General features: G+C 31.1%; 25 protein-coding genes. All 25 read left to right on the top strand.

Annotated features, from left to right (window positions below):
* Positions 1-192 carry a M15 family metallopeptidase domain-containing protein gene (locus J2Z76_RS00655; protein ID WP_209510055.1) on the top strand — a complete coding sequence of 64 codons (192 nt, stop codon included), beginning with the start codon at positions 1-3 and terminating at the stop codon, positions 190-192.
* On the top strand, positions 185-679 hold the full coding sequence (locus J2Z76_RS00650; protein ID WP_209510054.1) for a M15 family metallopeptidase: 495 nt from the start codon (positions 185-187) through the stop codon (positions 677-679). Before J2Z76_RS00655 ends, J2Z76_RS00650 begins: the two co-directional genes overlap by 8 nt.
* Before the next feature lie 892 nt (positions 680-1,571).
* Entirely contained in the window at positions 1,572-2,924 is a 1,353-nt protein-coding gene (locus tag J2Z76_RS00645) for an MATE family efflux transporter (RefSeq protein ID WP_209510053.1), read from the top strand.
* A gap of 22 nt (positions 2,925-2,946) precedes the next feature.
* A complete protein-coding gene (locus J2Z76_RS00640; RefSeq protein WP_209510052.1) occupies positions 2,947-3,456 on the top strand; it encodes a VanZ family protein in 510 nt (169 codons plus the stop codon).
* 81 nt (positions 3,457-3,537) lie between these two features.
* On the top strand, positions 3,538-3,876 hold the full coding sequence (locus J2Z76_RS00635) for a YtrH family sporulation protein (RefSeq protein ID WP_425347553.1): 339 nt from the start codon (positions 3,538-3,540) through the stop codon (positions 3,874-3,876).
* Positions 3,864-4,331, top strand: coding sequence for a sporulation membrane protein YtrI (locus J2Z76_RS00630; RefSeq protein ID WP_209510050.1), 468 nt, complete (start codon positions 3,864-3,866; stop codon positions 4,329-4,331). Before J2Z76_RS00635 ends, J2Z76_RS00630 begins: the two co-directional genes overlap by 13 nt.
* Before the next feature lie 178 nt (positions 4,332-4,509).
* Positions 4,510-6,324, top strand: a complete 1,815-nt coding sequence (locus tag J2Z76_RS16930; protein WP_209510049.1) for an O-antigen ligase family protein — start codon at positions 4,510-4,512, stop codon at positions 6,322-6,324.
* Positions 6,325-6,347: 23 nt separating this feature from the next.
* Positions 6,348-8,240 (top strand): polysaccharide biosynthesis protein, encoded by a 1,893-nt coding sequence (locus J2Z76_RS00620; RefSeq protein WP_209510048.1) that lies wholly within the window; start codon positions 6,348-6,350, stop codon positions 8,238-8,240.
* A 101-nt stretch (positions 8,241-8,341) separates the two neighbouring features.
* Complete coding sequence (locus J2Z76_RS00615; RefSeq protein ID WP_209510533.1) at positions 8,342-9,460, top strand: DegT/DnrJ/EryC1/StrS family aminotransferase; 1,119 nt, start codon at positions 8,342-8,344, stop codon at positions 9,458-9,460.
* Between the two features lie 17 nt (positions 9,461-9,477).
* On the top strand, positions 9,478-10,143 hold the full coding sequence (locus tag J2Z76_RS00610) for a sugar transferase (RefSeq protein WP_280922350.1): 666 nt from the start codon (positions 9,478-9,480) through the stop codon (positions 10,141-10,143).
* A gap of 4 nt (positions 10,144-10,147) precedes the next feature.
* Positions 10,148-10,786: an acetyltransferase gene (locus J2Z76_RS00605; protein ID WP_209510047.1), complete on the top strand. Its 639-nt coding sequence runs from the start codon at positions 10,148-10,150 to the stop codon at positions 10,784-10,786.
* 53 nt (positions 10,787-10,839) lie between these two features.
* Positions 10,840-12,066: a glycosyltransferase family 4 protein gene (locus J2Z76_RS00600; protein ID WP_209510046.1), complete on the top strand. Its 1,227-nt coding sequence runs from the start codon at positions 10,840-10,842 to the stop codon at positions 12,064-12,066.
* Between the two features lie 4 nt (positions 12,067-12,070).
* Positions 12,071-13,090, top strand: coding sequence for a polysaccharide biosynthesis protein (locus J2Z76_RS00595; RefSeq protein WP_209510045.1), 1,020 nt, complete (start codon positions 12,071-12,073; stop codon positions 13,088-13,090).
* On the top strand, positions 13,090-14,199 hold the full coding sequence (locus J2Z76_RS00590) for a capsular polysaccharide biosynthesis protein CapF (protein WP_209510044.1): 1,110 nt from the start codon (positions 13,090-13,092) through the stop codon (positions 14,197-14,199). Before J2Z76_RS00595 ends, J2Z76_RS00590 begins: the two co-directional genes overlap by 1 nt.
* Positions 14,200-14,202: 3 nt before the next feature.
* Positions 14,203-15,327: a non-hydrolyzing UDP-N-acetylglucosamine 2-epimerase gene (gene wecB, locus J2Z76_RS00585; RefSeq protein WP_209510043.1), complete on the top strand. Its 1,125-nt coding sequence runs from the start codon at positions 14,203-14,205 to the stop codon at positions 15,325-15,327.
* Positions 15,328-15,329: 2 nt separating this feature from the next.
* Positions 15,330-16,346: a glycosyltransferase gene (locus tag J2Z76_RS00580; protein WP_209510042.1), complete on the top strand. Its 1,017-nt coding sequence runs from the start codon at positions 15,330-15,332 to the stop codon at positions 16,344-16,346.
* Positions 16,347-16,353: 7 nt separating this feature from the next.
* Positions 16,354-17,460 (top strand): glycosyltransferase family 4 protein, encoded by a 1,107-nt coding sequence (locus tag J2Z76_RS00575; RefSeq protein ID WP_209510041.1) that lies wholly within the window; start codon positions 16,354-16,356, stop codon positions 17,458-17,460.
* Between the two features lie 4 nt (positions 17,461-17,464).
* Positions 17,465-18,658, top strand: coding sequence for an O-antigen ligase family protein (locus tag J2Z76_RS00570; protein ID WP_209510040.1), 1,194 nt, complete (start codon positions 17,465-17,467; stop codon positions 18,656-18,658).
* Between the two features lie 57 nt (positions 18,659-18,715).
* Positions 18,716-19,552, top strand: coding sequence for an ATP-grasp fold amidoligase family protein (locus J2Z76_RS00565; RefSeq protein ID WP_209510531.1), 837 nt, complete (start codon positions 18,716-18,718; stop codon positions 19,550-19,552).
* A gap of 13 nt (positions 19,553-19,565) precedes the next feature.
* Entirely contained in the window at positions 19,566-20,696 is a 1,131-nt protein-coding gene (locus J2Z76_RS00560; protein WP_209510039.1) for a CapA family protein, read from the top strand.
* Positions 20,697-22,187, top strand: coding sequence for an oligosaccharide flippase family protein (locus J2Z76_RS00555; protein ID WP_209510038.1), 1,491 nt, complete (start codon positions 20,697-20,699; stop codon positions 22,185-22,187).
* Positions 22,188-22,197: 10 nt separating this feature from the next.
* Positions 22,198-23,403: a CDP-glycerol glycerophosphotransferase family protein gene (locus J2Z76_RS00550; protein WP_209510037.1), complete on the top strand. Its 1,206-nt coding sequence runs from the start codon at positions 22,198-22,200 to the stop codon at positions 23,401-23,403.
* On the top strand, positions 23,403-23,804 hold the full coding sequence (gene tagD, locus J2Z76_RS00545) for a glycerol-3-phosphate cytidylyltransferase (RefSeq protein ID WP_209510036.1): 402 nt from the start codon (positions 23,403-23,405) through the stop codon (positions 23,802-23,804). Before J2Z76_RS00550 ends, tagD begins: the two co-directional genes overlap by 1 nt.
* Before the next feature lie 6 nt (positions 23,805-23,810).
* The gene (locus J2Z76_RS00540; protein WP_209510035.1) at positions 23,811-24,824 is read left to right on the top strand and encodes an NAD-dependent epimerase; all 1,014 of its coding nucleotides are present in this window, start codon (positions 23,811-23,813) and stop codon (positions 24,822-24,824) included.
* Between the two features lie 111 nt (positions 24,825-24,935).
* Positions 24,936-26,102, top strand: a complete 1,167-nt coding sequence (locus tag J2Z76_RS00535; RefSeq protein ID WP_209510034.1) for a nucleotide sugar dehydrogenase — start codon at positions 24,936-24,938, stop codon at positions 26,100-26,102.
* The last annotated feature ends 511 nt before the right edge of the window (positions 26,103-26,613 follow it).

Here is a 26,613-nt window from a genome sequence, read left to right as displayed (position 1 = left end):
ATGTATAATGAAAAAGGAAATTTGGTCAAATTAGTCGAAATGGACAATGACTTTATTATATATTTAAGGTATGCAATGACTGATAATTTTACTGGTCAAAAGATATATAATTCAGGTGAATGCTGGATAGATAAAAACACTGCAGAAATTTTAATAAAGGCTAAGAATATATTTAAGGTATGCAATGACTGATAATTTTACTGGTCAAAAGATATATAATTCAGGTGAATGCTGGATAGATAAAAACACTGCAGAAATTTTAATAAAGGCTAAGAATATATTTAAGGCTGCAGGTTACAGGGTGAAAATCTGGGATGCATACAGACCTATTAGTGCACAGGCTAAATTTTGGGAAATAATGCCTAATAATGATTTTGTAGCAAGACCGCCTGATATGAGTAAGATAAAAAAGTTCAGACCAACCCATATGAATGGTCTTTGTGTAGATATTACTTTAACCGATTTAGATGGAAATGATATAGTTATGCCATCTGAGTTTGATGATATGACAGAAAGAGCTTCTCTGGAATGTACAAAAACTTCAGAAGAAGGAAGAAAAAATGCGACATATATGAAAGAAGTTATGGAGAGAGTTGGGTTTTTAGCTTATGAAAAAGAATGGTGGCATTTCTATGATGTAAGTACTGAACCTACACCATTTATGGATTTTAAGATTTAGGAGAAAAGTTATGTTAGATTATTTCATATCGTATGTGTTAAAAGTACATATGTGTGCAATCGAACAATCATGAAACGGCTAATTTAAAATATTTAAAGATATCAAACTGTTGTGATTTAAAGTTTTTAGGAATAAAGCTTTGAATCCCAACCTTTGTCTTAACCAAAATATTCTCTATTGCATATCCAATAGCATAGTAAATAAATTTAGGAATGTCATAAATTCTTTTTGAACATTTCTTGAGCTCCTTGAAAAATATACAATCAGTTTTTTTAGATGTAATTATACCAATGTATCCGACTGTAATTGTTACAATTAAATTGAAATTACGTATAGATTTTGTGGTGATTAAATATTAATTGAAAATTTAAAACTTGTCTATTTTTATTTTGTCAAAAAACAAAAACAACCGGGCTGTGCAGAATTTTTAAGAGATACAGTTTGGATTTACACAGGAATAAGAAAATAAGGTTAGCTAACCGGGAATCTTGTTTCTCTCAATAAAAACAGCGACTGAAATAGGTCGCTGTTTTTATGTTGCTGATTTGGGAATTTCAGCTGTAGTTGGTTGAGGAAATGCCTCTCATGGAACTGATTTTCCAAGATTATGTTATAAAAAAATGAAGGGAAGACAGTTTTTCTATTAAGTCATATTTTAGCTGAGGTTGAAGCTGTTTGCGATAAAATAATAAACTGTAATGCTTGAATATAAAATTGTTGGTAGAAAATCATTGATGTTTCCTTGATGCGGGTATATAATTATGAAGAAGAACCAAAAGAAAGCTTTTTACCGAATAGGTGCTTGCGCTGATTCGGATTTTTTTGTATTATAAGATATATTAGCTATTTTTAGTTGTTTTTATTGTAATAGCAGTATTGGAAAGGAATTAGCATGGAAGTAGAATTAAAGGAAAGTCATATTTTTAATAATAGAGATCTGATGGCACTAATATTTCCACTGATGGTGGAGCAGTTTTTAGCAGTGGCAGTAGGTTTGGCGGACTCTATTATGGTTGCAAGCGTAGGTGAAAGTGCAGTATCTGCTGTTTCTCTTGTAGATTCAGTAATTATATTGCTTATAAATATTTTTGCTGCTCTGGCTACAGGTGGGGCAGTAGTGGCTGGACAATATATTGGGCAACAACGATTAGAAAAGGCAAGTGAGTCAGGAGATCAGCTGCTGGTATTTGTAACATTTATATCTGTCATTATAATGGCTTTAATGTATATTGGTAGAGGTTTTATTTTAAATGTTGTATTTGGAAATATTGATGTAGATGTCGCTAATTATGCTGAAACATATTTGCTTATTGTTTTTTCAAGCATTCCATTTATAGCTCTTTACAGTAGTGGTGCTGCATTGTTTAGAGCAATGGGTAATTCAAAAATAACTATGTTTGTATCTTTTATTATGAATGCTATAAATGTAATTGGTAATGTCATATTAATTTATGGATTGCATATGGGGGTTGAAGGTGCTGCAATTCCAACTCTTGTTTCTAGAGTAGTAGCGGCATTGTTGATTGTTGGTTTTCTTAAAAATGAAAGCATTTTAATTCATATAAGTAAACCATTTAAATACAGATATGATAAAAAAATGGTTAGGGATATACTACGTATTGGTATTCCTAATGGAGTAGAAAACAGCATGTTTCAGTTAGGGAAAATTTTGCTTTTAAGTATCGTTGCTGGATTTGGAACAGCTTCAATAACAGCAAATGCAGTTGGAAATACAATTGCTTCATTTGAAATTCTGCCAGGTGCAGCAGTTGGGTTAGGACTTATAACTGTTGTAAGCCGATGTGTAGGCGCAGGCGATTATGAGATGGCAAGATACTATACAAAAAAGCTTCTTAAATATACCTATATTTCTGTAATAATTTTAAATATTGGTACAATACTAGTTTTACCATATGTTTTAGAAATTTATAATTTGTCATCAGAAACAGCAGCAATGGCTAAACAAGTAATTATATTTCATAGCGTGAACACTTGCATAATTTGGCCGTTATCATTTACATTGCCAAATACACTTAGAGCATCAAATGATGTTCGTTACACAATGATAGTAGGTGTAGGTTCAATGTGGATTTTTAGAATAGGCTTTGGAATTTTGCTTGCTAAATATATGGGCTTTGGCATGTTCGGTGTATGGGTAGCTATGATTATTGACTGGATAGCAAGGACCATATTTTTTACAATTCGATATAAGGGACGCAGATGGGAAACAAAAACCAAAATTTAATTAGTAGGAGATAATCAAGTTAATGTCAAACAATAGAAAGTTATTTAATGCAATAATCGCTTGGATACCAGTCATACTTTGGATGATATTGATATTCAGTTTATCAGCTCAACCTGCTTCTCAATCTAACGGACTAAGTAAGGATATAACAAAGATAGTTATAAATACAGTAGGTAAGGTAGTTCCAATTGATATTGAAATTAGCACGGTTACTAATTTAGGAGCAAAATTAAATCATATCGTTAGGAAACTTGGACACTTTATTGAGTATTTAGTATTGGGTGTTTTAGTTATTAATGCATTTAAGAAATGTGGATATAAAAATAATAAAATACTGATTTATTCTATAATATTTTGTGTACTCTATGCTTCAAGTGATGAAATTCATCAATTGTTTGTACCTGGAAGAGGTGGTCAAGTTAAAGATGTAATTATCGATAGCTTTGGATCTATTGTTGGAATAACCATCAATGAAATTATATTTTTAATTAAAAATAAAGGAAAAAATTACGACAATAAGAGTATTCGATAATATAAACTAACATAATCATCATAAAGAAGGCAGTTGAATCATACTTTATAAATAAGAAAATTATAAAGTATGGTGATAAATTTGTCTTCTTTTTTTTCCAATTTAATACATAATTTTTTTTTATCCTTTGGAATAGTTGTAGGAGCAAGTATATTTTCTGGTATAGGAGCGATTATAACAAATCATCCACCTCTAAATGCTATGTTGGATGTAGCAGGTTCTATGAAAATTTGGGCGATAGCAGCTTCTTTAGGAGGTACATTTTCATCTTTTAGTGTTATAGAAAAAGGTTTGTTTGAAGGAGAGATTAAATCTCTTATAAAACAATGCTTATTTATATTAATAGGTTTAATAGGAGCAAATACAGGATATGGATTCATTAAGCTTCTCAAAAGGTGCAGTGAAATATGGGGAAATTAAAAAAAGAAGGGTTAAAATACATTTTTTGCTTTACTACAGGCATAATAAGCGGAGTTTTAATAGGCTCAATTTTAATGAGTATATTGATATGTTTCAGAATGGATTTGTTATATGAAGAAATTGCATATTTAAAAAATACTATAGAAGACAAAAATAATAAACTTGAAAAATTGGAAAAATCAATTAATAACGCTAATATCATTCTTAAAAATACAGAAATAATTTTAGATTTTAAAGGTGATGAAATTGACAAAATGGAAATAGAAAAAGCAATAAAAGAAAAGTATAATACCTTATTGGGTAAAGATGTAAAAACTCTAGATGCAGATATGTTAGTTCAAGTAATAGATAAAAGAATATTCAAAATTGAGGATAAAGAATATAGATTAACAGTCAATAAGCTCATATTAACAGAAACATTACAAATTATGATAAAAGTTGAGTTAATTGAATAAACTTATCCCTTAATGTTTTATAAGGAAAAAAGTTATGACTAATTCGTACTAATTATGAGTACTTTACAAATAAAAACCATTTATATTTGCAAATTTTACATTGCATGATACAACATTTGGTGTTAAAATACTATAGGTAATATATAAAATGATATCAGTAAGCCCTTGGAGGATTCAAGTGAAGGAAAAAAAATCAAAGAAACCTATAACTATAAATTATGAAAATAAAAAGCTATCAGTATCGTATTTTTTACCATTACTGTTAATCGCAGGATTTGTACCACTTATAACATACGCCAAATATATAGACTTAACAGGAACAACCCAATCACTATATTGGACAGGCCAACAAACATATTTGGATTTTTTCAGTTATTGGAAATCAAGATGGGTTATGATTCTGACAGCAATATCTCTTATTATGTATATTGTACTATATGTTCAAAAAAAATTACCACTTAAAGATTTAAAACAATACTATATCCCACTGGGTATTTATGCAATATTTGTAATAGTATCAACTATGTTTGCCATAGACACACCTACAGCTCTCTGGGGCTTCGTAGATATGTATCAAGGCATGTTTGTATTACTTAGCTACGTGGCAATTACATTTTTAACAATTAACTTTGTAAACAACGAAAGAGATGTGAAGTTATTTGCAAATGCATTTTTGTTTTTGATGATAGTAGAAGGAATCTTAGGAGTAGGACAATACTTTGGACATGACTTCTTTCAAACAGAGTTTGGAAAGAGTTTAATAGTTCCTGGTAATATACAAGTTGATAATTTATCATTCTCATTTGGACCTAAGACTATATACGGGACACTGTTTAATACTAACTTTGTTGGTAGTTTTGCTACATTGATGCTGCCGTTGTCAGTTGGTATTTTATTGGGTTTGAAAACGAAAAAACAAAGAATAATATCGGGTATTGCAGTTGCATTAATGATGTTTGTTTGGATTGGGTGTAACTCTAGAGCTGGGTATTTGGGTGTTGCGGTATCGGCTTTGGTTGCATTGTGGTTGTTTAGGAAAGTCATCAGAAAATATTGGATTGGATTTGCTGGTTTATTGTTAGTTTTTGCGATAGTTATAGTAGGACTAAATCATATGTCGGAAAATAGAATATTCAACAGACTTAAAGTTTTTAATATAAAAGAGCAAATAGAAACTATTAAAGCTAATAATGAAAAAGCATTTAAAATAGAAGATATAGTATTAGGAAAAGATACTTTTGCAATAAAAACAACTAAAGAAACTTTAAATTTTAAGATAGACGAAGATAAATTATTTTTTTTAGATGAAAATAACAATGAGTTAGCAATAACATCTAAAGGAAATGAAATAACTATAAATGAAAAAAAGTATGCAGGATATAAAATTACAATATCTAAAAATTATCCAGGCGTGACTGTAAAAAGAGCAGGTAGGACTATTAACTTTTACTTTACAAACGACAAAGTTATGCTTTTAGGCTCTGGAGGTATAATAACAGAACCAATAGTAGCTGAATCGATAAAGTCGTTAGACGGTTTAGAAAAACTTGCATCAGGTAGAGGATATATTTGGAGTAGAACAATACCATTGTTAAAAAACTATGTTGTTTATGGGTCTGGACCAGATAATTATCCAATAGCATTTCCACAGGATGATTTCATAAGTAAATTTTATGCATTAGATGATTTAAATACTGTAGTAGACAAACCACATAATATATATTTGCAAGTAGCAACAAACACAGGAATATTATCTCTGGTATCATTGTTAGCAGTGCTTGGCATATATATTATTAGAAGCTTAAAATTATATAGTAAAATAAGCTATGATTCTATTGACAAATATATAGGTGCATCATGTCTTGTTGGTGTTATAGGATATTTAGCAGCTGGTATATTCAATGATAGCGTAGTGAGTGTTGCGCCAATCTTTTGGATTATACTAGGGTTAGGAATTAGTATTAATATTCGATTAAAAAGTAGAAATGCTTAGTTAGGTAATATAGGGGGACACATATGTCAAACATATATAACAACATATATAAAATATTAAACAAATATCGAAAATATATATTAGTTCTAATAGATACTTTTATTGCTATAATTTCATACTTGTCACCACATATAATAAGCGGTATACACCCAGATAAAATACAGTGGTTTGAAAATACTTGGCCTATCTATATAGCTGTTTATATGGGGACATTTGTAGTAATGGGAGTATATAAAAACATATGGAGATATGCAGGTATCCAAGATATTTTCAAATGCTTACAAGCTTCTGTAACAGCAAACATAATATTCCTAATTATAACTAAATCGTTTAATATATTTGTTAGGTATTATGTATATATAGTTGCATTTATATTAACAAGCTTTTGTACAATGGCAATTAGAGTAGTGTATAGAGCACTACTTATCATAGGCGATAAAAACACAAAGAAACTAAGTCATTATACAAATATAATGATAGTTGGTGGAGGGCAGGCTACAGTAGCTATATTGAATGAAATCAACAGAAATAATCCAAATAATTATCGTATCAAATGTATAGTAGATGATGATAAAATAAAAATAGGAAGAAATATTAACTCTGTACCCGTAGTGTCGCAAACAGAAGATATACCTGCTATAGTAAAAAAATATGACATAGAAGAAATAATACTTTCTATACCATCACTAGATAAAGATAATAAAAAAAGGATACTAGACATATGTGCCGATACTAAATGTAAGCTCAAAATTCTACCTGAAGTATACAGCCTTTTGACAAATAATAATAATATTTTGGATAAGTTAAGAGATGTACAAGTAGAAGATTTACTTGGTAGGGAACCTATTTCATTAGATTGCACTTTGACTAAAGAATATATACAGGGCAAAACAGTATTAGTGACAGGTGGAGGAGGTTCTATCGGATCGGAATTATGTAGACAAATCTCTTCATATGAACCTAAAAAATTAATAATACTAGACATATATGAAAATAATGCTTATAATATACAACAGGAATTAATAAGAACATATAGCGGTAAACTAGATATGGAGGTTGAAATGGCTTCCGTGAGAGATAAAAATAAATTAGACAAACTATTTTCTCATAGAGATATTGATATAATATTCCATGCTGCAGCACATAAACACGTTCCTCTTATGGAAAAAAATCCAGAAGAAGCAATTAAAAACAACGTGATAGGAACTTGTAATGTAGCACAAGTAGCACATGAGTATAATGTAGAAAAATTTGTTCTTATATCAACAGACAAAGCTGTTAATCCAACTAGTGTAATGGGTGCAACTAAGAGAATAGCAGAAATGATCATTCAATCATATAACATACATAGCAAAACAGATTATGTTGCAGTTCGCTTTGGAAATGTACTAGGCAGTAATGGTTCAGTAATACCATTGTTTAAAGAACAAATCAAAGAAGGTGGTCCTGTTACTGTTACTCATGAAGAAATAACTAGGTATTTCATGACTATTCCAGAAGCTGTTCAGTTGGTTATTAGAGCTTCAACTATGGCAAATGGTGGGGAAATATTTGTACTAGATATGGGTGAACCGGTTAAAATTAAGGACTTAGCATATAATTTAATAAAGCTTTCGGGACTAGAACCAGAAGTAGATATTGATATACAATACACAGGACTTAGACCAGGAGAAAAATTATATGAAGAACTATTGATAAGCAAAGATAAAAATCAAATAAAAACTAATATAGATAAAATCTTTATAGAAAGACCTACAGAATTTGATGAGCATGAACTGTTTGAATTAATTAAGGAATTAGAACAAGCAGCGCATCGTGTTGATATTGATAGAATTATTTTATTGATAGAAAAGTTAGTCCCAACATATAAAAGAACAATTAACACAAATTGCAAGGAAAGCTCTGAATTTGCATAAATATTATGGAGTAATTTTATACATTCCAAAGAGTGAAAAAATAGAACTAAAAAATATATGTACTGGATTGTATGTATGCCATGAAGAAAGGAATGGTAATTATGTTAGAGAGAATTTATTTATCATCACCTCATATGAGTGATGAAGGATATGAAATGCAATATATTAATGAAGCATTTGATACCAACTGGATTGCACCTCTTGGACCAAATGTAAATGAATTTGAAAAAGAATTGGCTTCTAAAGTTGGTGTAAAACATGCTGCAGCGATGACTTCTGGAACAGGAGCCATTCATCTAGCGCTTAAAGCTGCTGGTGTAGGTGAAGGAGATATCGTGTTCTGTCCAACCCTTACTTTCTCAGCTACAGCCAATCCGATCATCTATCAGAACGCTATTCCTGTCTTTATTGACAGTGATTATGAAACATGGAATATGGATCCAAAAGCATTACAGACAGCCTTCGAGAAGTATGGTGATAAGGTGAAGGCTGTTTTAATTGTACATTTGTATGGATTGTCTGCTGATATGGATAAGATCATGAAGATTTGCCGTAGATACAACGTGACAGTCATCGAGGACGCAGCAGAGTCTTTGGGTGCTTATTATAAAGGAAGACATACGGGGACCTTCGGTGAGTTTGGAGTGTTTAGCTTTAATGGAAACAAGATCATTACTACTTCAGGTGGTGGCATGCTTGTTTCTAATGATGAAGAAAAGATTAAGAAGGTTCGGTTCTGGTCTACTCAATCCAGAGATGCAGCAAGGCACTATCAGCATAGCGAATTAGGGTTTAATTACCGTATGAGCAATGTCGTTGCTGGGATTGGTAGAGGACAACTTAAAGTATTAGATCAGAGAGTGGCTAAGAAAAAGTACATTTTTGAATTTTATAAGACAGAATTAGGTAGTCTTGAGGGTGTCGAGTTCATGCCAATCAATGACTGGAATGAGCCGAACTATTGGTTGAGTGTTATGAAACTGAAAGGTAAAGTTAGACCTCTTGATGTTATGGAAGCACTAGAGAAAGAAAACATTGAATCAAGACCTGTGTGGAAGCCGATGCATATGCAGCCATTTTTCGCTGAGTATGATTATGTTGGTTCAGATGTGAGTGAGAAGTTATTTGAGAATGGTGTGTGTTTGCCATCTGATACGAAGATGACGGATGAGGATCTTGAGAGAATATGTTCAATTATAAAGGAACGGTGGTCTAAATAAGAAGTGGGTGCTAATAGATGCAGAGTGAAATTAAGACAGATGGTACAGAAAAACAGAATAAAGATATCTATAGAAGATTTCTTAAAAGACCAATGGACTTCATTTTGTCTTTGATGGCTATTATCGTTTTAAGTCCGGTACTTATAATCGTTTGTGTATTAGTAAGAGTTAGGCTCGGTAGTCCGGTATTGTTTAAGCAGAAAAGACCTGGACTTAATGAGAAGATATTTACGATGTATAAGTTCAGAACAATGACGGATGAGAAGGATGAGAATGGTGAGTTGCTTCCAGATAGTGTTAGATTAACAAAGTTTGGTAGGATGCTACGTTCCACAAGTCTAGATGAATTACCTGAGCTGTTCAATATTCTTAAAGGCGATATGAGCATTGTTGGGCCGAGGCCTTTACTCATTCAATACTTAGAGCTTTATAATGATCAACAAAAGAGAAGACATGAAGTAAGACCAGGTCTATCGGGATACGCTCAGGTCAATGGACGTAATGCCATCAGCTGGGAAGATAAATTCAACCTTGATGTTGAGTATGTAGATAATATGAGTTTTGTTGGCGATTGGAAGATTTTCTTTCTTACTATAAAGAAGGTGTTTGTTAAGGAAGGTATCAGTTCAGATACATCGGTTACTATGGAGGCTTTTAGAGGATCTGAAACAATGGAGGATTAGTTAAATGAAAGATATAGTTATAATTGGAGCTGGTGGTTTTGGGAGAGAAGTTGCTTGGCTTATTGAAGATGTAAATAAAGTAAATAAAGAATGGAATGTTGTGGGCTTTGTCGATGACAATCAATCAATTCAAGGAAATAAAGTCAACGGATACAAAGTCGTAGGAGATATTAATTGGCTAAAAGAACAAGAGTTGTATGTAGTTAATGCAATAGGAGATCCAATTATTAAAAAGAATATTATAGAAAAGTTAGATGGTAGTAAAAATCAATATCCTTTATTAATCCATCCAAGTGTTATTTATTCAGAAAGTGTGAATTTTGGTGAAGGATCAATTATTTGCGCAGGAAACATCATTACTGTGAATATTGAAATTGGTAAGCATGTGATTGTTAATCTAGATTGTACTATAGGTCATGATGCTAATATTGGTGATTATTCAACAGTTCTTCCAAGCGTTAATATATCGGGTTTTGTTAAAACAGAAGAATGTGTAAGCGTTGGAACAGGATCAGCGATTATTCAAGGTGTAAACATCGGAAGAAACACAGTTGTTGGTGCAGGAGCTGTAGTGGTAAAAGACTTACCAGCAAATTGTACAGCAGTTGGTTCGCCTGCAAAACCAATTAAGTTTCATGAATAGATTAGAGTTAATGGTACTAATATCCCAGAAATTTGATTTAGGAGAGTAAATAAATGAACGTATTATTTCTAACACTATTAGATTTTTCAACAATTGATGAAAACGGCATATATACAGACTTAATGCGTGAATTTGTGAAGGATGGTCACGATTTATTTATAATTTCTCCAACAGAAAAAAGAAAAAATGAGCCTACGAAATTGATTGATAACAGCAAAGTGAAAATATTAAAACTTCAAATTGGAAATACACAAAAAACAAATCTAATAGAAAAGGGAATCTCGACATTAACGCTTGAATCAAAGTTTAAGTCAGGAATAAAAAAGTATTTTGACGATGTGAAATTTGATTTAGTTTTATACTCAACACCACCTATTACACTACAAAAGGCAGTTGAGTTCGTAAAATTAAGAGATCAAGCTAAAACGTATTTACTTCTAAAAGATATATTTCCACAGAATGCAGTAGATTTGGGGATACTCAAGACCTCAGGTATTAAGAGTTTAATCTATAAGTATTTTAGGAGCAAAGAAGAGAGATTATATAAAATCTCCGATTATATTGGATGCATGTCGAATGCAAACGTAGAATTTCTTTTAAAAAACAATCTATCAATAGCTAATGAGATTGTAGAAGTGTGTCCTAATAGTATTGAACCAATTAATATTGATATCTCTGAACACGAAAAAACGGAAATTAGAGAGAAATATAATTTGCCGATTGATAAGACTATTTTTATTTATGGGGGAAATTTAGGGAAACCACAAGGGATAGATTTCTTGATTGATTGTATAAGAGCTAATGAAGATAATGAGAATTCATATTTTTTCATTGTTGGTTCGGGAACCGAGTTTGGAAGGCTAGAAAGTTTCTTTGAAAGAGAAAAACCAAAGAATGCTATGTTACAGAACCAATTACCAAGAAATGATTACGAACTCTTGGCAAATACTTGTGATGTAGGTCTGATATTTCTAGATAGAAAATTTACAATACCAAACTTTCCGTCTAGGCTTCTTTCATATATGCAGGCATCCATGCCCGTTTTAGCAGCGACTGATATAAATACGGATATTGGAAAAGTGATAGAGAGTGGCAGTTTTGGATATTGGTGTGAAAGTGTTGATGTTGATAAGTTCAATCATCTAGTTAATAAATTATGTGATGAAAAATTAAGGATAAGTTTAGGTAGAAATGCAAGATATTATCTAGAAAATCATTATAAAGCAAAGCACTCATACGAGATTATAATAAATCACTTCAACAAAGAAGAAGGGAGGTAGTTCGATGTTTAAGAATAAAACTTTATTAATTACGGGTGGAACAGGATCTTTTGGAAATGCAGTAATGAAAAGATTCCTCTACACAGATATTAAAGAAATCCGTATTTTTTCACGCGATGAAAAAAAGCAAGATGACATGAGAAAACTCTATAAAAACGATAAGCTAAAGTTTTACATAGGAGATGTTAGAGATCTTGCAAGTGTTAAAAATGCTATGCATGGAGTAGATTATATCTTTCATGCAGCTGCTCTTAAGCAAGTACCTTCCTGTGAGTTTTTTCCACTAGAAGCAGTTAAGACAAATGTGCTTGGTACAGATAATGTTCTTACAGGAGCTATCGAAATGGGAGTTAAGAAGGTGATTTGTCTTTCAACTGACAAGGCTGCTTATCCGATTAATGCAATGGGAATTTCCAAAGCTATGATGGAGAAAGTTTTCGTAGCAAAAGCAAAGACAGTTGATTCTGAAAGAACACTTATTTGTGGTACTAGATATGGAAATGTAATGGCTTCAAGAGGATCAGTAATTCCGTTGTTTATAGATCAAATTAAGAACGGACAACCACTGACGGTAACTGATCCAAATATGACAAGGTTTCTAATGAGTCTTGAAGAGGCTGTAGAACTTGTTGTATTTGCTTTCCGGAATGCTGAAGCTGGAGACATTATGGTTCAGAAATCCCCAGCATCAACCATCGGGGACTTAGCTCAAGCAGTTAAGGAACTTTTCAAAGCAGATAACGAAATCAAAGTAATTGGAACACGTCATGGTGAGAAGCTATACGAAACACTTCTCACAAAAGAAGAACATGTAGTAGCGAAAGACATGGGTGGATTCTATAGAGTACCTGCTGATAAGAGAGATTTAAACTACGACAAGTACTTCGTTGAAGGAGATCAAAAGCTTTCATCTGAAGATGAGTACAACTCTCATAATACAGAAAGACTCAATGTAGAGCTGATTAAAGAAAAGCTACTGCAGCTTGATTATGTAAGAGAACAATTGGAAAGTTGGGATAGATAATGAAGATTTTAGTCACTGGGGCAAAGGGATTCATAGGAAAAAACTTAATAGCAGAGCTGAGAAATAGAAAGTACGAAGATATTATTGAATATGATAGAGATACAGATTCTTCTTTACTTGATGAGTATTGTAAAGAGGCTGATTTTGTGTTTCATCTCGCAGGAGTTAACCGTCCAAAGGAAAAATCTGAATTTATTGAGGGTAACTTTGGTTTTACCTCTGAACTGTTAAATTCTCTTAAGAAACATAATAACACCTGCCCTGTGATGATTTCGTCTTCCATTCAAGCTGAGTTAGATAATCCTTATGGTGAAAGTAAGAAGGCAGGCGAAGAACTCTTATTTGCTTATGGCAAAGAAACTGGGGGAAAAGTTCTTGTTTACAGATTTCCAAATGTGTTTGGTAAATGGTGTAGACCTAATTATAACAGTGCAATAGCTACTTTTTGTCATAACATTGCACATGACCTACCGATTCAGGTGAATGATCCAAGCGTTTTAATGAAACTTGTTTATATAGATGATGTAGTAAATGAACTGATTGATGCACTAGGAGGAAATGAGAACAAAGTAGACCTATTCTGTGAAGTTGCTGTTGTACATACTATTACACTTGGTGAAATAGTAGATTTGATTTATTCATTCAAGAAAAGTCGAGAAAATAGGTCAGTACCTAACATGTCGGATGCTTTTACAAAGAAGCTTTACAGTACATACTTAAGCTACTTGCCAGAAGACAAGTTTAGTTATGACTTAAAGATGAATATCGATCAGAGAGGATCTTTCACTGAGTTTATTAGAACACCTGATCGTGGCCAGGTTTCAGTCAATATTTCAAAACCTGGAATTACAAAAGGGAGTCATTGGCACCATACTAAAAATGAGAAGTTTTTAGTAGTTAGCGGTAAAGGTGTTATTCGATTTAGAAAAATAGATTCAGATGAAGTGCTGGAGTATTTCGTAAGTGGTGACAAAATGGAAGTCGTTGATATACCAACGGGCTATACACACAACATAGAGAATCTTGGTGATACAGATATGGTCACGATTATGTGGGCTAATGAGCCATTTGACCCTGAAAAACCTGATACTTATTATTTGGAGGTATAACTGATGAAAAAATTAAAAGTCATGACGGTCGTTGGGACTAGACCAGAAATAATCAGACTGTCAGCTGTTATTAATAAATTAGATGAATCTGATGCAATTGATCATATTCTTGTTCATACAGGACAGAACTATGACTATGAACTAAATGAAGTATTTTTTAATGACTTCAACTTAAAGAAACCTGATTATTTTCTGAATGCCGCAACGGAAACTGCTGTTGAGACAATCGGAAATATCCTAGTGAAAATTGATCCAATTCTTGAAGAAGTAAAGCCTGATGCATTTCTAGTACTTGGAGATACAAATAGCTGTCTATGTGCAATAGCTGCAAAGAGAAGACATATCCCTATTTTTCATATGGAAGCAGGAAACAGATGCTTTGATCAGAGAGTACCTGAAGAGACAAATAGAAAGATTGTGGATCACATAGCAGATATCAATCTAACTTATAGCGATATTGCTAGAGAATATCTTTTAAGAGAAGGTATACCTGAAGATAGAGTTATTAAAACAGGTAGCCCAATGTTTGAGGTTCTTAATTCTAGAAAAGAAGATATTGAAAAATCGGATGTGTTGGAAAGATTAGAGCTCGAAGAAGAAAAGTACTTTGTTATTTCAGCACATAGAGAAGAGAACATTAGTTCAGAGCAAAACTTTATGGATCTAGTTGATAGCTTAAATACAATAGCAGAAAAATATAAGCTACCATTGATAGTGAGTACACATCCAAGAACAAGAAAAATGATTGAAGCTAAAGGTATTGATTTCAATTCACTAGTAAAGACAATGAAACCTCTTGGATTCAACGATTATGTGAAACTTCAAAAGTATGCAAAGGCTGTACTTAGTGATAGTGGAACAATCAGTGAAGAGTCTTCAATTTTAGGATTTAGAGCACTCAATATAAGACAAGCTCACGAAAGACCTGAGGCAATGGAAGAAGCTTCGGTTATGATGGTTGGTCTTAAGAAAGAAAGAATTTTGCAGGGTTTAGAAGTACTGGATACACAAGAAAAGGATACTTTAAGATTGGTCGCAGATTACAGTATGCCAAATGTGTCTGATAAAGTGTTGAGAATTATTTTATCTTACACAGATTATGTGAATAGAGTTGTTTGGGGGAAATAGAAATGCAAATAATGGTTTTTGATGTTCCAGCAGAGATTGGTGGAGCGCTAACAATACTAAGTCAATATTATGATACAGCAATAAAAGATAAAGAGAACGATTGGATTTTTGTTGTAAGTACTCCTGAACTAAAAGAAACTGAGAATGTTAAAGTTTTGAACTATCCCTGGATAAAAAAGAGTTGGTTTCATAGGTTGTATTTTGATAAGTTGGTAGCCAATAAATTAGTGGATAAATATAATGTTGATGAAATTTTGTCTTTACAAAATGTTGTTGTTCCTAAAGTTAAAGTTAAGCAGACTCTATATTTACATCAGCCACTTCCTTTTGTTGAAAAAAGGTATGGGATAACTGAAAATTTTAAGTTTTGGTTATATCAGAATGCCATTAGCAAGATGATTTTTAAGTCAATAAAAGAAGCTGATAAAGTTATTGTTCAAACAAAATGGATAATGGATGCAGCTATAGAAAAAGCAAATGTGAAAAAAGAGAAGTTTATATTAAAGCAGCCAGAGTTAAATGTGAAAGTTAAGAAATTATATGTGCGAAATGAAAAAAGCGACAAATTGTTTTTTTTTCCAGCCGGGGCAAGTACTTATAAAAATCATGAAGTTGTTATAAAAGCCTGCAATCTTTTAAAAGACAAAAGAATAAGTAACTATAAGGTTATTTTCACCTTGAATGGTTATGAAAATAAGCATATTAAAACGCTAAAACAGATAGTGACAGAGGAAAAGTTACCAATAGATTTTATTGGTTCAATTGATATAGAGACTGTTTATGAATATTACTCTAAATCAATATTGATTTTCCCTTCTTATATTGAGACTTTCGGACTACCAATGCTAGAAGCAAAAATGCATGAAAGTCCAATATTGGCTTCTGACTGTGCTTTTTCTCACGAAATACTAGATGGATATGATAAGGTAGATTTTTTTGACCCATTTGATTTTAATAGCTTGCATATTAAAATAAGAGATAAAATTAATGAAGATATAATTTTATTAGAAGAGGAGTAATAAAGATATGAAAAGAATTATGTTTTATTTAGCTGGCTTAGATAATAATGGGGGAGCTGAAAGAGTTATTTCAAATCTGAGTAATTATCTATCTAAAAATAATAAAGTAACAATTATAACAACAGGATTTAGTAAAACGAGATATAAATTAAATGATGAAATTACATGTCAATCTTTGGATAATAACGTTGATAAAGCAAAACAAAATAGGATTGTTAAAAACTTTAATAGAGTAAAAAAATTAAACAGATTAGTTAAGGAAAACAATCCTGATATCATCGTTACATTTTTACCAAATGAAATCTTTAGGATATTATTTTTAAAGAAAGTTAGTATTAAGAATCCTGTAATTATTTCATTAAGAGATGACCCTGCAACAGAATATAAAACAAGATTCCGGAAGAAGTTAATGTATCATTTAGTTAAATATGCTAATGGGATTGTATTTCAAACTAAAGAAGCGAGTGATTTTTTTGATATAAACATCAAGGAAAAATCAACTATAATTCCTAATCCAATAAATGAAAAATTTATTGAAAAACCTTTTAAAGGAACAAGAAAAAAAGAAATTGTATCGGTAGGAAGATTAGAACCTCAAAAAAATCATGAGTTGCTAATAGATTCATTTTCTAATATCGTAAAAAAACATAATGATTATAAGCTGCATATATATGGAGAAGGTAAATTAAGAAATAAATTAGAAAATAAAATTAAAGATATGAAGTTAGAAGATAAAGTTATTTTAAAAGGAAATAGTAATAATATCAAAGAGAAAATATTTGAAAGCTCTCTTTTTGTACTTTCTTCTAATCATGAAGGTATGCCAAATGCATTAATGGAAGCTATGTCACTAGGGTTACCTGTACTTTCAACGGACTGTCCTTGTGGAGGGCCTAATTTTCTCATAGAGAATAAAGTTAATGGCATATTGGTAAGAGTTAATAATCAAGATGAAATGGAAGAAGCAATGGATAATTTAATATCAAATCCTGGATATGCTAATAAACTTGGAAAAGAAGCAAATAAAATTTGTTCGCGATTAGAACCAAATATGATATATCAAAAATGGGAAAATTATATTGATGAAATTATCAAAAATTGTGAGGAGCAATAGAAATATGATTATAAAAAAAAAAGGATTATTTAAATCTATATTAATGAATTTAATAATTATAGCTTTATTTGTTATTTCAGATAATCCAAAGTATTTATGGTTTTTTTATATTGCTGGTGCTATTTTTATTAGTATTGAATTTTTTGATAAAATATTCATAAAAGATAGCATTATTATTACTTTTCATACAAAAATTAGTTTTGTTTTTCTATTAATATGTAGTTTTTCGATTTTTTGGTCAATAGAACCAGGATATGATTACTTGAAATTTTTGATATTCAACTTTTTTCTAATGTTTGCACTTAATAATTATGTTGATAGTAGAGAGAAATTTGATAAAACTATAAAAAGTTTAATTCTTGCAGGATTAATCTTATCGATATATGTTTTGTTAGTATCTGGTGGTAATTTTATATCAAGTCAAAGACTGGTTATTGATGGTCATAATTCAAATTCTATTGGAATGTATTTAAGCTTTAGTTTATTAGTGTCCATTTATTTTTTTGATAAGAATCATAATATTAAATATTTATTGACTGTTCCTATATATATGATTGTTATATTTCTTTCTGGTTCGAAAAAATCGTTATTCCTTTTAATTTTTCTAGTAGTTTTTTACATGTTTTATAAGAGAAAAGGAATAACAAAGAAAATGATTAATTTTATGATTTCTATAGTATTTATTAGTCTAATTTTATATCTTGTTTTTTCAATACCTTGGGCTTATGAAATATTGGGAACGAGAATATTGGATTTAATAAATGCAATTACTTCAGGGAATACAGGTCAAGATACTATTAGGTTTTATATGATAGAATTTGGGATAGATAAATTCCGAGAAAGACCTTTAATTGGATATGGTTTGGGAAATTATAGAATATTACTCAATAATGCAATTGGGATATATATGTATGCGCATAATAATTTTATTGAATTATTGGTAAGTGTTGGATTAATAGGATTTATTACATATTACATTATATATATTTATATTATAAAAGGCTTAATAAATAGATACAGAAATGATACCAATATAATTGCATTTTTATTAGCTATTATGATAGGTATTGTAATAGCTGAAATAGGACTAGTATCATATTATTCAACATTTTTTCAATTAATGGTTGCATTATCTTTTATTGGTTTAAGAATAGTTAATAGTGCTGTAGATGAAAATACTTGGGTTAAAAAGAGATAAGCAAAGGGGTGTGATATCTTGATTAAAAATGACACAATAAAAAACAAACTTATAAACATGTTACCAGATATATTATACTTGGAACTGATGTTTTATCATAGAATAAAATCAAAATTAAATTTAAAAAATCCTAGGTCATTTAACGAAAAATTACAATGGTTAAAACTCTATGACAGAAATCCTGTTTATACTAATTTAGTGGACAAGTATGAAGTGCGAAAATACATATCTAAAACAATAGGAGAAGAGTATCTTATCCCATTAATAGGAGTATGGGATAAATTTGATGCTATTGATTTTTCTAAATTACCTAATCATTTTGTATTAAAATGTACACACGATTCAGGGGGAATTATAATTTGCAAAGATAAAAGCAAATTAGATATTGAAGCAGCAAAAAAGAAAATCAACAAGTCATTAAAAAGAAACTACTATTATTTAGGTCGTGAGTGGCCATATAAAAATGTGAAGCCTAGAATTATATGTGAAAAATATATGGTAGATGAATCTGGCATAGAACTTAAAGATTATAAGTTTATGTGTTTCAACGGAAAGGTAAGATGTTCCTTTGTATGCTTAAACAGAAATTCTCAAAGTGGTTTAAATGTAGATTTTTACGATATGGATTGGAATCCTATGTCTTTTGAAAGACACTATCCTAGTAGTGGTACTACAATACCTAGACCAATAAATTTTGATAAGATGATTGATTTTGCAGAGAAGTTATCTAAAAATATACCTTTTGTAAGAGTGGACTTCTATGAAACAAATGGGCACTTATATTTTGGGGAGCTCACTTTTCATCCTGGTTCAGGATTTGAAGAATTTACTCCTGAATTATATGACTATTTATTAGGTAGTTGGATTAAATTACCTTCAAAAGTAAAGGATTAAGGAGACTATATTTATGCAATTACTGATAGCAGGTGATCTAGTACCAACACAATCAAATATTGATCTGTTCAACAAAGCTGATACAAAGTCTTTGCTTGGGGACGAACTACATGCAATTTGGAACTCTGTTGATATGAGGATTTTTAATTTAGAAGCACCTCTCACAGATAAAGAAGCACCTATAGCAAAGTGTGGGCCTAATCTCATTGCGCCTATAAGCACTATAAACGGAATTAAAGGTCTTAATCCTTCGTTAATAGCATTAGCTAACAATCATATTCTTGATCAAGGAAATCAGGGGATTAAATCAACTCAAGATATCTTAAATAAACAGGATATACCTTTTATTGGAGTAGGTGACAATCTAACTGAGGCAAGCAAGTCTTATATAATACAAAAGGATAAATTGACGATAGGTATTTATGCATGTGCTGAAAATGAATTTGCAATAGCAACTAAAAATACTCTTGGTGCAAATCCTTTTGATCCATTAGAAAGTTTGGATCATATTCAGGGCTTAAAAGAAAAGTGCGATTATGTTTTGGTTATTTATCACGGGGGAAAAGAGCATTATAGATATCCATCACCATATTTGCAAAAGGTGTCTAGAAAAATTATAGAAAAAGGTGCCGATTTAGTAGTGTGTCAACATAGTCACTGTATAGGATGTTATGAAGAATATAAAGATGCTACGATCGTTTATGGACAAGGTAATTTTATATTTGATCACTCTGACAGTGAATATTGGAAAACCAGTGTACTTTTAAAGATAGAGATTACTGATAAATTAAATGTGAAATATATTCCTTTTGTAAAAGAAGGAAATGTAATAAGAAAAGCAGATGAAAAACAAGAAAAAAAAATTCTTGAAGAACTTAAAAAACGATCAGAAGAAATGCTACAAGAAGTCTTTATAGATAATCAGTATGCTAAATTTGCTGAAAATAATATAGAAAAGTATTTACGTAACTTTTCAGGATTTGGTAAGTGGTTGTCAAGAATAGATAGGCATATATTTAAAGGTAAATTGTTGAAAAATATATATAATAAGAAAAAATTATTAGTTATGCAAAATCTTATAGAGTGCGAAGCACATAGGGAGTTGTTTTTAAAAGGAATAAAGACGAGGAGAAATGATTTGTAAATGGTAGCTAAAAAAAAGGTTTTAGAAAATTCGTTTTTTTATATATTTAGTTCATTGCTTGTACAAGCAATGGGTTTCTTCCTTTTACCTGTATATACAATGTTTTTAACACCAGATGATTATGGTGTTGCCAATTTAGTGGCAGGATTTATAAGTGTTACTAATGTAATTATAGCTTTTTCATTACACTATTCTATAGTAAGATTTTATGCAGACTTTAAAGAAGATCAAGAAAAAATTAAAAAATTATATGGAACTATCATCTCGTTTATTTGTATTTCGGGTTCGATTTTTTTTATTCTAGGATTTATATTTAAAGATATAATTATTGAGATATTTTTTGAAGGTATTACATTTTATCCAATAGTTTTAATAGCATTGTTAAGTGTAATATTTGTTTCAACCCATACTATACATCAAAGTATCCTTCAAGGAATGCAAAAAGGTAAGAAATTAACAAAAGTAAATTTAATCATTTTTTTTACTGTAACAACTTTAAAAATTGTCTTTATTGTAGTTTTTAAGCTAGGGATAGTTGGATTTTTATTAGCTCAATTGATTATAAACATTGCTTATTTTGTATACATGATTATCGACCTCAAAAAAAATGACTTATTTAAATGGACTATTGATGGTTCTATATTAAAAGAAACGCTAAAGTATTCTATTCCTTTAATGCCTCATAATTTATCTACAAAGATTGCTAGCTTAGCATCAAGAGTTTTTATTAATGCAAGTGGAACTCTAGCAAATGTTGGTTTATATAGTATAGGTATGCAATTTGGTAATTTAATAGATGTTGTTCAAGTAGCTGTTAATAAAGCATTTCAACCTTGGTTCTACGAAATTATGAAAAAAGGGGATGAAGAAAGCAAAAAAGAAATTATAAATCTTTCAAATGTACTGCTGATATTCTATTCTTTAATATATATGTGTATTGGATTATTTTCACAGGAAGCTGTTAAATTGATGACTAACGATAATTATATTATGGCCTGGACAGTTATACCAATATTAGTTGTGGGCTTTTCTATTAAATCTATCTATTATTTTTATGTCAACATTGTGATGTTTTATAAAGAAGCAGCTAGAAAATTATTCATTGCAACAATTATAGGAAGTTTAATGGACATAGTTTTAGCTTATATTTTAGTACCAAGGTTTGGGATGTATGGATCTGCTGTAGCATTTGTTTTGGCCAAAGTAATAATCGTTTCAATTATTGTTCATTTAAGCAAATTATATAGTGACATAGGATATAGACTTATTAAGATGTTAAGTATTATAACTCCTAGTCTTTTGTTTATGATAATTGGTTTGTATTTTAGCTATACAAAATATTTAACAGTTTTTAGTTTAGTTAATTTAGCTTACAAAATAATAATTTTTTTGATTTATCTTTTGTTTATATATCTTGCAAATAAAAAAGCTATAGACAAAGTATATAGATCGGGGAACATTCAAAAATATTTATTCAAAACAAAAAAATAGGGGATGAAATATGAATTATAAAAATATAATCAAGAAGAAACCTTTTTTATACAATACGGCTAAAAAATTTAGAATTACTGTTAAGAAATCTTACATGATGATTTGTAATAAAATTTATGGAGTAGAAGATAAAAACATTGTATTTAAAAGCTTTGGAGGAAAATCTTATTCAGACAACCCTAAAGCAATATCTGAAGAATTGCATAGATTAAACCCAGAATTAAATATAATTTGGTCATTTAAAGATCCTCAAAATAAAGAAAAAATTGTTCCTCAGTATATCAAGTGTGTAAAATCAAACACATTTAATGAATTAAAGACTTTAGCTACTTCAAAGTTTTGGATTGATAATTTTAACAAACCACTATTTACGTATAAAAGTAAAGACCAAGTTTATATACAGACGTGGCATGGAGATAGAGCTTTTAAGAAAATTCTCTTTGATTCCACGTTTGCACCCTCAGATTATAAGCTCATAGAAACGACTATATGCGATGTGATTATAACGGGCTCAGAATTTGCAGAAATCATGTATAAAAGCGCTTATAGATATATGGGTGAATTTTTGAGAGTAGGTTCTCCAAGGAATGATGTTCTAATTAATGTGAATCAAGAAAGAGTTAACAGAATAAAAAATGAATTAGGAATAAACGAAGATGATAAAGTTATACTTTATGCTCCAACATTGAGGAGAGAAGCAGCGAAAGAAAAAGAGAATCAAGAAATAGTAGATATTGATTTACTAGGGGTACTTAATAAGTTAACATCTGTAACTGAAAGTAAATGGATTTGCTTAACTAGAGCACATAGCGCTGTATCGGGATTGAAGGGTATACCTACTAATAGCAATATAATTGATGTTACAGAATATGAAGATATGGCAGATTTGCTACAAATAACTGATTTATTGATAACGGATTATTCGTCTTCAGCAACGGATTTTATTCTTACAAAAAAACCAACCATTCTTTATCAGAGTGATTATCAAGAATATATTATGAATGATAGGACATTTTACTATGATTTGAAGGAAACAGGATTTTTAATTACTTATAATAACGAAGAACTATATGAATGTATTAATAAGGTTTTTAGTGAGAATACAGAAATAAGAAATGAGAAAATCCAAGAATTTTATGGTGTTTATGAAAAAGGACTAGCTTCAAAAAAAGTAGCGGAGTATGTTGTTGGCAAGAGTGATAGGAGGGAAAATTAATGAAACGAATTATAACATATGGGACTTTTGATTTATTGCATTATGGTCATATCAATTTGCTAAAAAGAGCAAAAGAATTAGGTGATTATCTAGTAGTTGTATTATCTACAGATAAATTTAATTGGAATCAGAAACAAAAAAAATGTTATTTTTCTTATGAGAAAAGAAAACACTTATTAGAAGCCATAAGGTATGTTGATCTTGTAATACCTGAAGAATCATGGGAACAGAAAGTTAATGATATACAAAGATATTATATTGATGTATTTGTTATGGGTGATGATTGGGAAGGAAAATTTGATTTCTTAAGTGAATATTGTGAAGTAAAATATTTACCCAGAACACCTGAAATATCAACAACACAGATAAAGAATGATATATCAAATGTAAAGAAGGGTTAATTTGAAATGAAAATACTAATAACAGGTGTAGCCGGCTTTATCGGCTTTCACCTTTCAAAGAAATTACTAGATCATTCCTATCAGATAATAGGAATTGACAACTTGAACGACTATTATGATCCAAGTCTTAAGCAGTCTAGGCTGGAGATTTTAGGAAAATACAATAACTTTAATTTCCATAAAGTAGATTTAAAAGACAAGACAGCAGTGGATCATATTTTCGAAACCTACCAGCCTACTCATGTCATAAACTTAGCGGCTCAAGCTGGAGTGCGGTACTCTATCGAGAACCCCTATGCTTATGTAGATTCAAACCTTACTGGTTTTATGAACATCTTAGAGTCTTGTAGGAACTTTCCTGTGGAGCATCTGCTTTATGCATCTTCTAGCTCTGTTTATGGTGGCAATAAAGTAGCGCCATTCTCTACAAATCATAACGTGGATCATCCGGTATCCCTTTATGCAGCTACCAAGAAGTCTAATGAATTGATGGCCCATACATACAGTCATCTTTATGGAATTCCTACAACTGGATTAAGATTCTTCACGGTTTATGGTCCATATGGAAGACCAGATATGGCTTACTTCTCATTCACAAAGGACATCTTAGCCGGAAAGCCTATCAAAGTGTTTAACCATGGAAAGATGGAAAGAGACTTCACTTATATTGATGACATTGTGGAAGGTATTGTGAAGCTAATTGAAAAAGCTCCCGTCGCCAATAAAGATTGGGATGAAAGTAAGGACGATTTAAGCACAAGCTTTGCTCCATACAAAATCTACAATATTGGAAATAATAATCCAGTGCAGCTTATGAGATTTATCAATGCTTTAGAATCTTCTCTTAGAAAAGTAGCTGAGAAAATCTATATGGATATGCAGCCTGGAGATGTTTTAAGAACTTACGCAGATGTAAGTGATCTTGAAAGAGACATTAACTTCAAGCCGTCAACAAGTATTGAAGATGGACTTCAGAAGTTCGTGGAGTGGTATGAAGAATATTATAAGATAAAGAAGTAATACCTTACGAAAAGTCAGATAAATGATAACATAAGTCGTATTTAAGGATAGATATGTCAACCATTAGGTTTATTTTTTAGAGACGATACATAAATAAAGGGGGAAGAATTCATGAAAATAACAATCGCAGGAACCGGGTATGTAGGCCTTTCCAATGCTATTCTTTTAGCACAACATAATGAGGTCATAGCCTTGGACATCATCAAAGAAAAGGTTGATATGATTAACGACAGGAAATCTCCTGTTGTAGATCCGGAGATTGAAGAATACCTAGCAATAAAGGAGCTCAATTTAACAGCAACTACAGATAACTTTGAAGCATACAAAGATGCTGATTATGTCATCATTTCTACTCCAACAAACTATGATACGGAGAAGAACTACTTCAATACAAGAACGGTTGAAGCTGTAATTGCAAATGTATTATCGATAAATCAAGATGCTGTAATGGTGATTAAATCTACAGTGCCTGTCGGATATACAGAATCAATCAAAGAGAAATTTGATACTAAGAATGTTATTTTCTCACCTGAGTTCTTGAGAGAAGGAAAAGCGCTTTATGATAACCTCTATCCATCAAGAATTGTTGTAGGAGAGCAGTCGGAGAGAGCTAAAGTATTCGCCGAACTGTTAGCAGGAGGAGCAATCAAGAAAGATATTCCAATTCTTTATACAGATGCGACAGAAGCAGAGGCGATTAAATTGTTTGCCAATACTTATCTTGCACTTCGCGTGGCATACTTCAATGAGCTTGATTCTTATGCTGAAGTGAGAGGCTTAAATACACAGCAGATCATAGAGGGCGTTGGCCTAGATCCACGTATTGGAAGTCATTATAACAATCCATCCTTTGGGTATGGCGGATACTGTTTACCAAAAGACACAAAGCAGCTTTTAGCTAACTATGCGGATGTACCTCAGAACATCATGTCTGCGATAGTAGATGCCAATAGAACAAGAAAAGATCATATAGCAGATATGATCATTAGGAGAAGTCCTACGATTGTAGGAATTTATAGACTAACCATGAAGACAAATTCTGATAATTTCCGTCAGTCCGCTATTCAAGGGGTCATGAAGCGTATTAAGGCTAAAGGTATCGAAGTCGTGGTATTTGAGCCTGCACTTCATGAAGATGAGTTCTATAACTCAAGAGTCATCAAAGATTTTGATGACTTCAAGAAAATTTCAGATGTTATTGTTGCAAACAGATTATCTGATGAGATTAAGGATGTAGTAGACAAAGTCTACACAAGAGACTTATTTAGTAGAGATTAGAAGCCAATGACAAAAGGTCACGATCCGCAGGTATAATTCTGCAGGGCGTTTAAAAAACTCAACTAGTCAACCAAAAAATCAATGAAAAATTGGGACAGACTAGAACAAAAAATGAAAAAAAGAATCATATAAATGATTACTTAATTTCAAAAATTTGAGTTTAATAATGCAGTTCTTTGACTAACTAATTTCAGTTAATTCATAAATTGTGACATTATTTCTGTTTAAAGCTTTATAAGAAAATCTTCTGGCAAATTATTGGCTTGTTCAATAAATAATGTAAATCGGATTGGATTTCGCTGATAAGCATGATGATATATACCCTTGTGGCATTTAGGCATGCTGTGATATTCCAGACGCTCTTCAAATCCACGATGTTTGGTGCGAAGTTATCCAGAACATGCCATATTCGTCGACGTGCATTATTTTTTTTAGTCGAATAATTATATTTTTGTGTTTGTCCAATAAATTAGTTATTTGTACATGGTAGGGTGGACAAGTTAAAGATGTT

The organism is Sedimentibacter acidaminivorans, assembly GCF_017873955.1.
Taxonomy (GTDB): Bacteria; Bacillota; Clostridia; order Tissierellales; family Sedimentibacteraceae; genus Sedimentibacter; species Sedimentibacter acidaminivorans.
Note: the sequence above shows the minus strand (reverse complement) of the source record. Positions and strands in the feature narration are given on the sequence as shown.

Excerpts from the sequence above, each read along its gene's own strand:
- J2Z76_RS00655 (WP_209510055.1), top strand. The coding sequence starts at position 1 with ATGTATAATGAAAAAGGAAATTTGGTCAAATTAGTCGAAATGGACAAT.
- J2Z76_RS00650 (WP_209510054.1), top strand. The coding sequence starts at position 185 with ATGACTGATAATTTTACTGGTCAAAAGATATATAATTCAGGTGAATGC.
- J2Z76_RS00645 (WP_209510053.1), top strand. The coding sequence starts at position 1,572 with ATGGAAGTAGAATTAAAGGAAAGTCATATTTTTAATAATAGAGATCTG.
- J2Z76_RS00640 (WP_209510052.1), top strand. The coding sequence starts at position 2,947 with ATGTCAAACAATAGAAAGTTATTTAATGCAATAATCGCTTGGATACCA.
- J2Z76_RS00630 (WP_209510050.1), top strand. The coding sequence starts at position 3,864 with ATGGGGAAATTAAAAAAAGAAGGGTTAAAATACATTTTTTGCTTTACT.
- J2Z76_RS00620 (WP_209510048.1), top strand. The coding sequence starts at position 6,348 with ATGTCAAACATATATAACAACATATATAAAATATTAAACAAATATCGA.
- J2Z76_RS00615 (WP_209510533.1), top strand. The coding sequence starts at position 8,342 with ATGTTAGAGAGAATTTATTTATCATCACCTCATATGAGTGATGAAGGA.
- J2Z76_RS00610 (WP_280922350.1), top strand. The coding sequence starts at position 9,478 with ATGCAGAGTGAAATTAAGACAGATGGTACAGAAAAACAGAATAAAGAT.
- J2Z76_RS00605 (WP_209510047.1), top strand. The coding sequence starts at position 10,148 with ATGAAAGATATAGTTATAATTGGAGCTGGTGGTTTTGGGAGAGAAGTT.
- J2Z76_RS00600 (WP_209510046.1), top strand. The coding sequence starts at position 10,840 with ATGAACGTATTATTTCTAACACTATTAGATTTTTCAACAATTGATGAA.
- J2Z76_RS00595 (WP_209510045.1), top strand. The coding sequence starts at position 12,071 with ATGTTTAAGAATAAAACTTTATTAATTACGGGTGGAACAGGATCTTTT.
- J2Z76_RS00590 (WP_209510044.1), top strand. The coding sequence starts at position 13,090 with ATGAAGATTTTAGTCACTGGGGCAAAGGGATTCATAGGAAAAAACTTA.
- wecB (WP_209510043.1), top strand. The coding sequence starts at position 14,203 with ATGAAAAAATTAAAAGTCATGACGGTCGTTGGGACTAGACCAGAAATA.
- J2Z76_RS00580 (WP_209510042.1), top strand. The coding sequence starts at position 15,330 with ATGCAAATAATGGTTTTTGATGTTCCAGCAGAGATTGGTGGAGCGCTA.
- J2Z76_RS00575 (WP_209510041.1), top strand. The coding sequence starts at position 16,354 with ATGAAAAGAATTATGTTTTATTTAGCTGGCTTAGATAATAATGGGGGA.
- J2Z76_RS00570 (WP_209510040.1), top strand. The coding sequence starts at position 17,465 with ATGATTATAAAAAAAAAAGGATTATTTAAATCTATATTAATGAATTTA.
- J2Z76_RS00565 (WP_209510531.1), top strand. The coding sequence starts at position 18,716 with ATGTTACCAGATATATTATACTTGGAACTGATGTTTTATCATAGAATA.
- J2Z76_RS00560 (WP_209510039.1), top strand. The coding sequence starts at position 19,566 with ATGCAATTACTGATAGCAGGTGATCTAGTACCAACACAATCAAATATT.
- J2Z76_RS00555 (WP_209510038.1), top strand. The coding sequence starts at position 20,697 with ATGGTAGCTAAAAAAAAGGTTTTAGAAAATTCGTTTTTTTATATATTT.
- J2Z76_RS00550 (WP_209510037.1), top strand. The coding sequence starts at position 22,198 with ATGAATTATAAAAATATAATCAAGAAGAAACCTTTTTTATACAATACG.
- tagD (WP_209510036.1), top strand. The coding sequence starts at position 23,403 with ATGAAACGAATTATAACATATGGGACTTTTGATTTATTGCATTATGGT.
- J2Z76_RS00540 (WP_209510035.1), top strand. The coding sequence starts at position 23,811 with ATGAAAATACTAATAACAGGTGTAGCCGGCTTTATCGGCTTTCACCTT.
- J2Z76_RS00535 (WP_209510034.1), top strand. The coding sequence starts at position 24,936 with ATGAAAATAACAATCGCAGGAACCGGGTATGTAGGCCTTTCCAATGCT.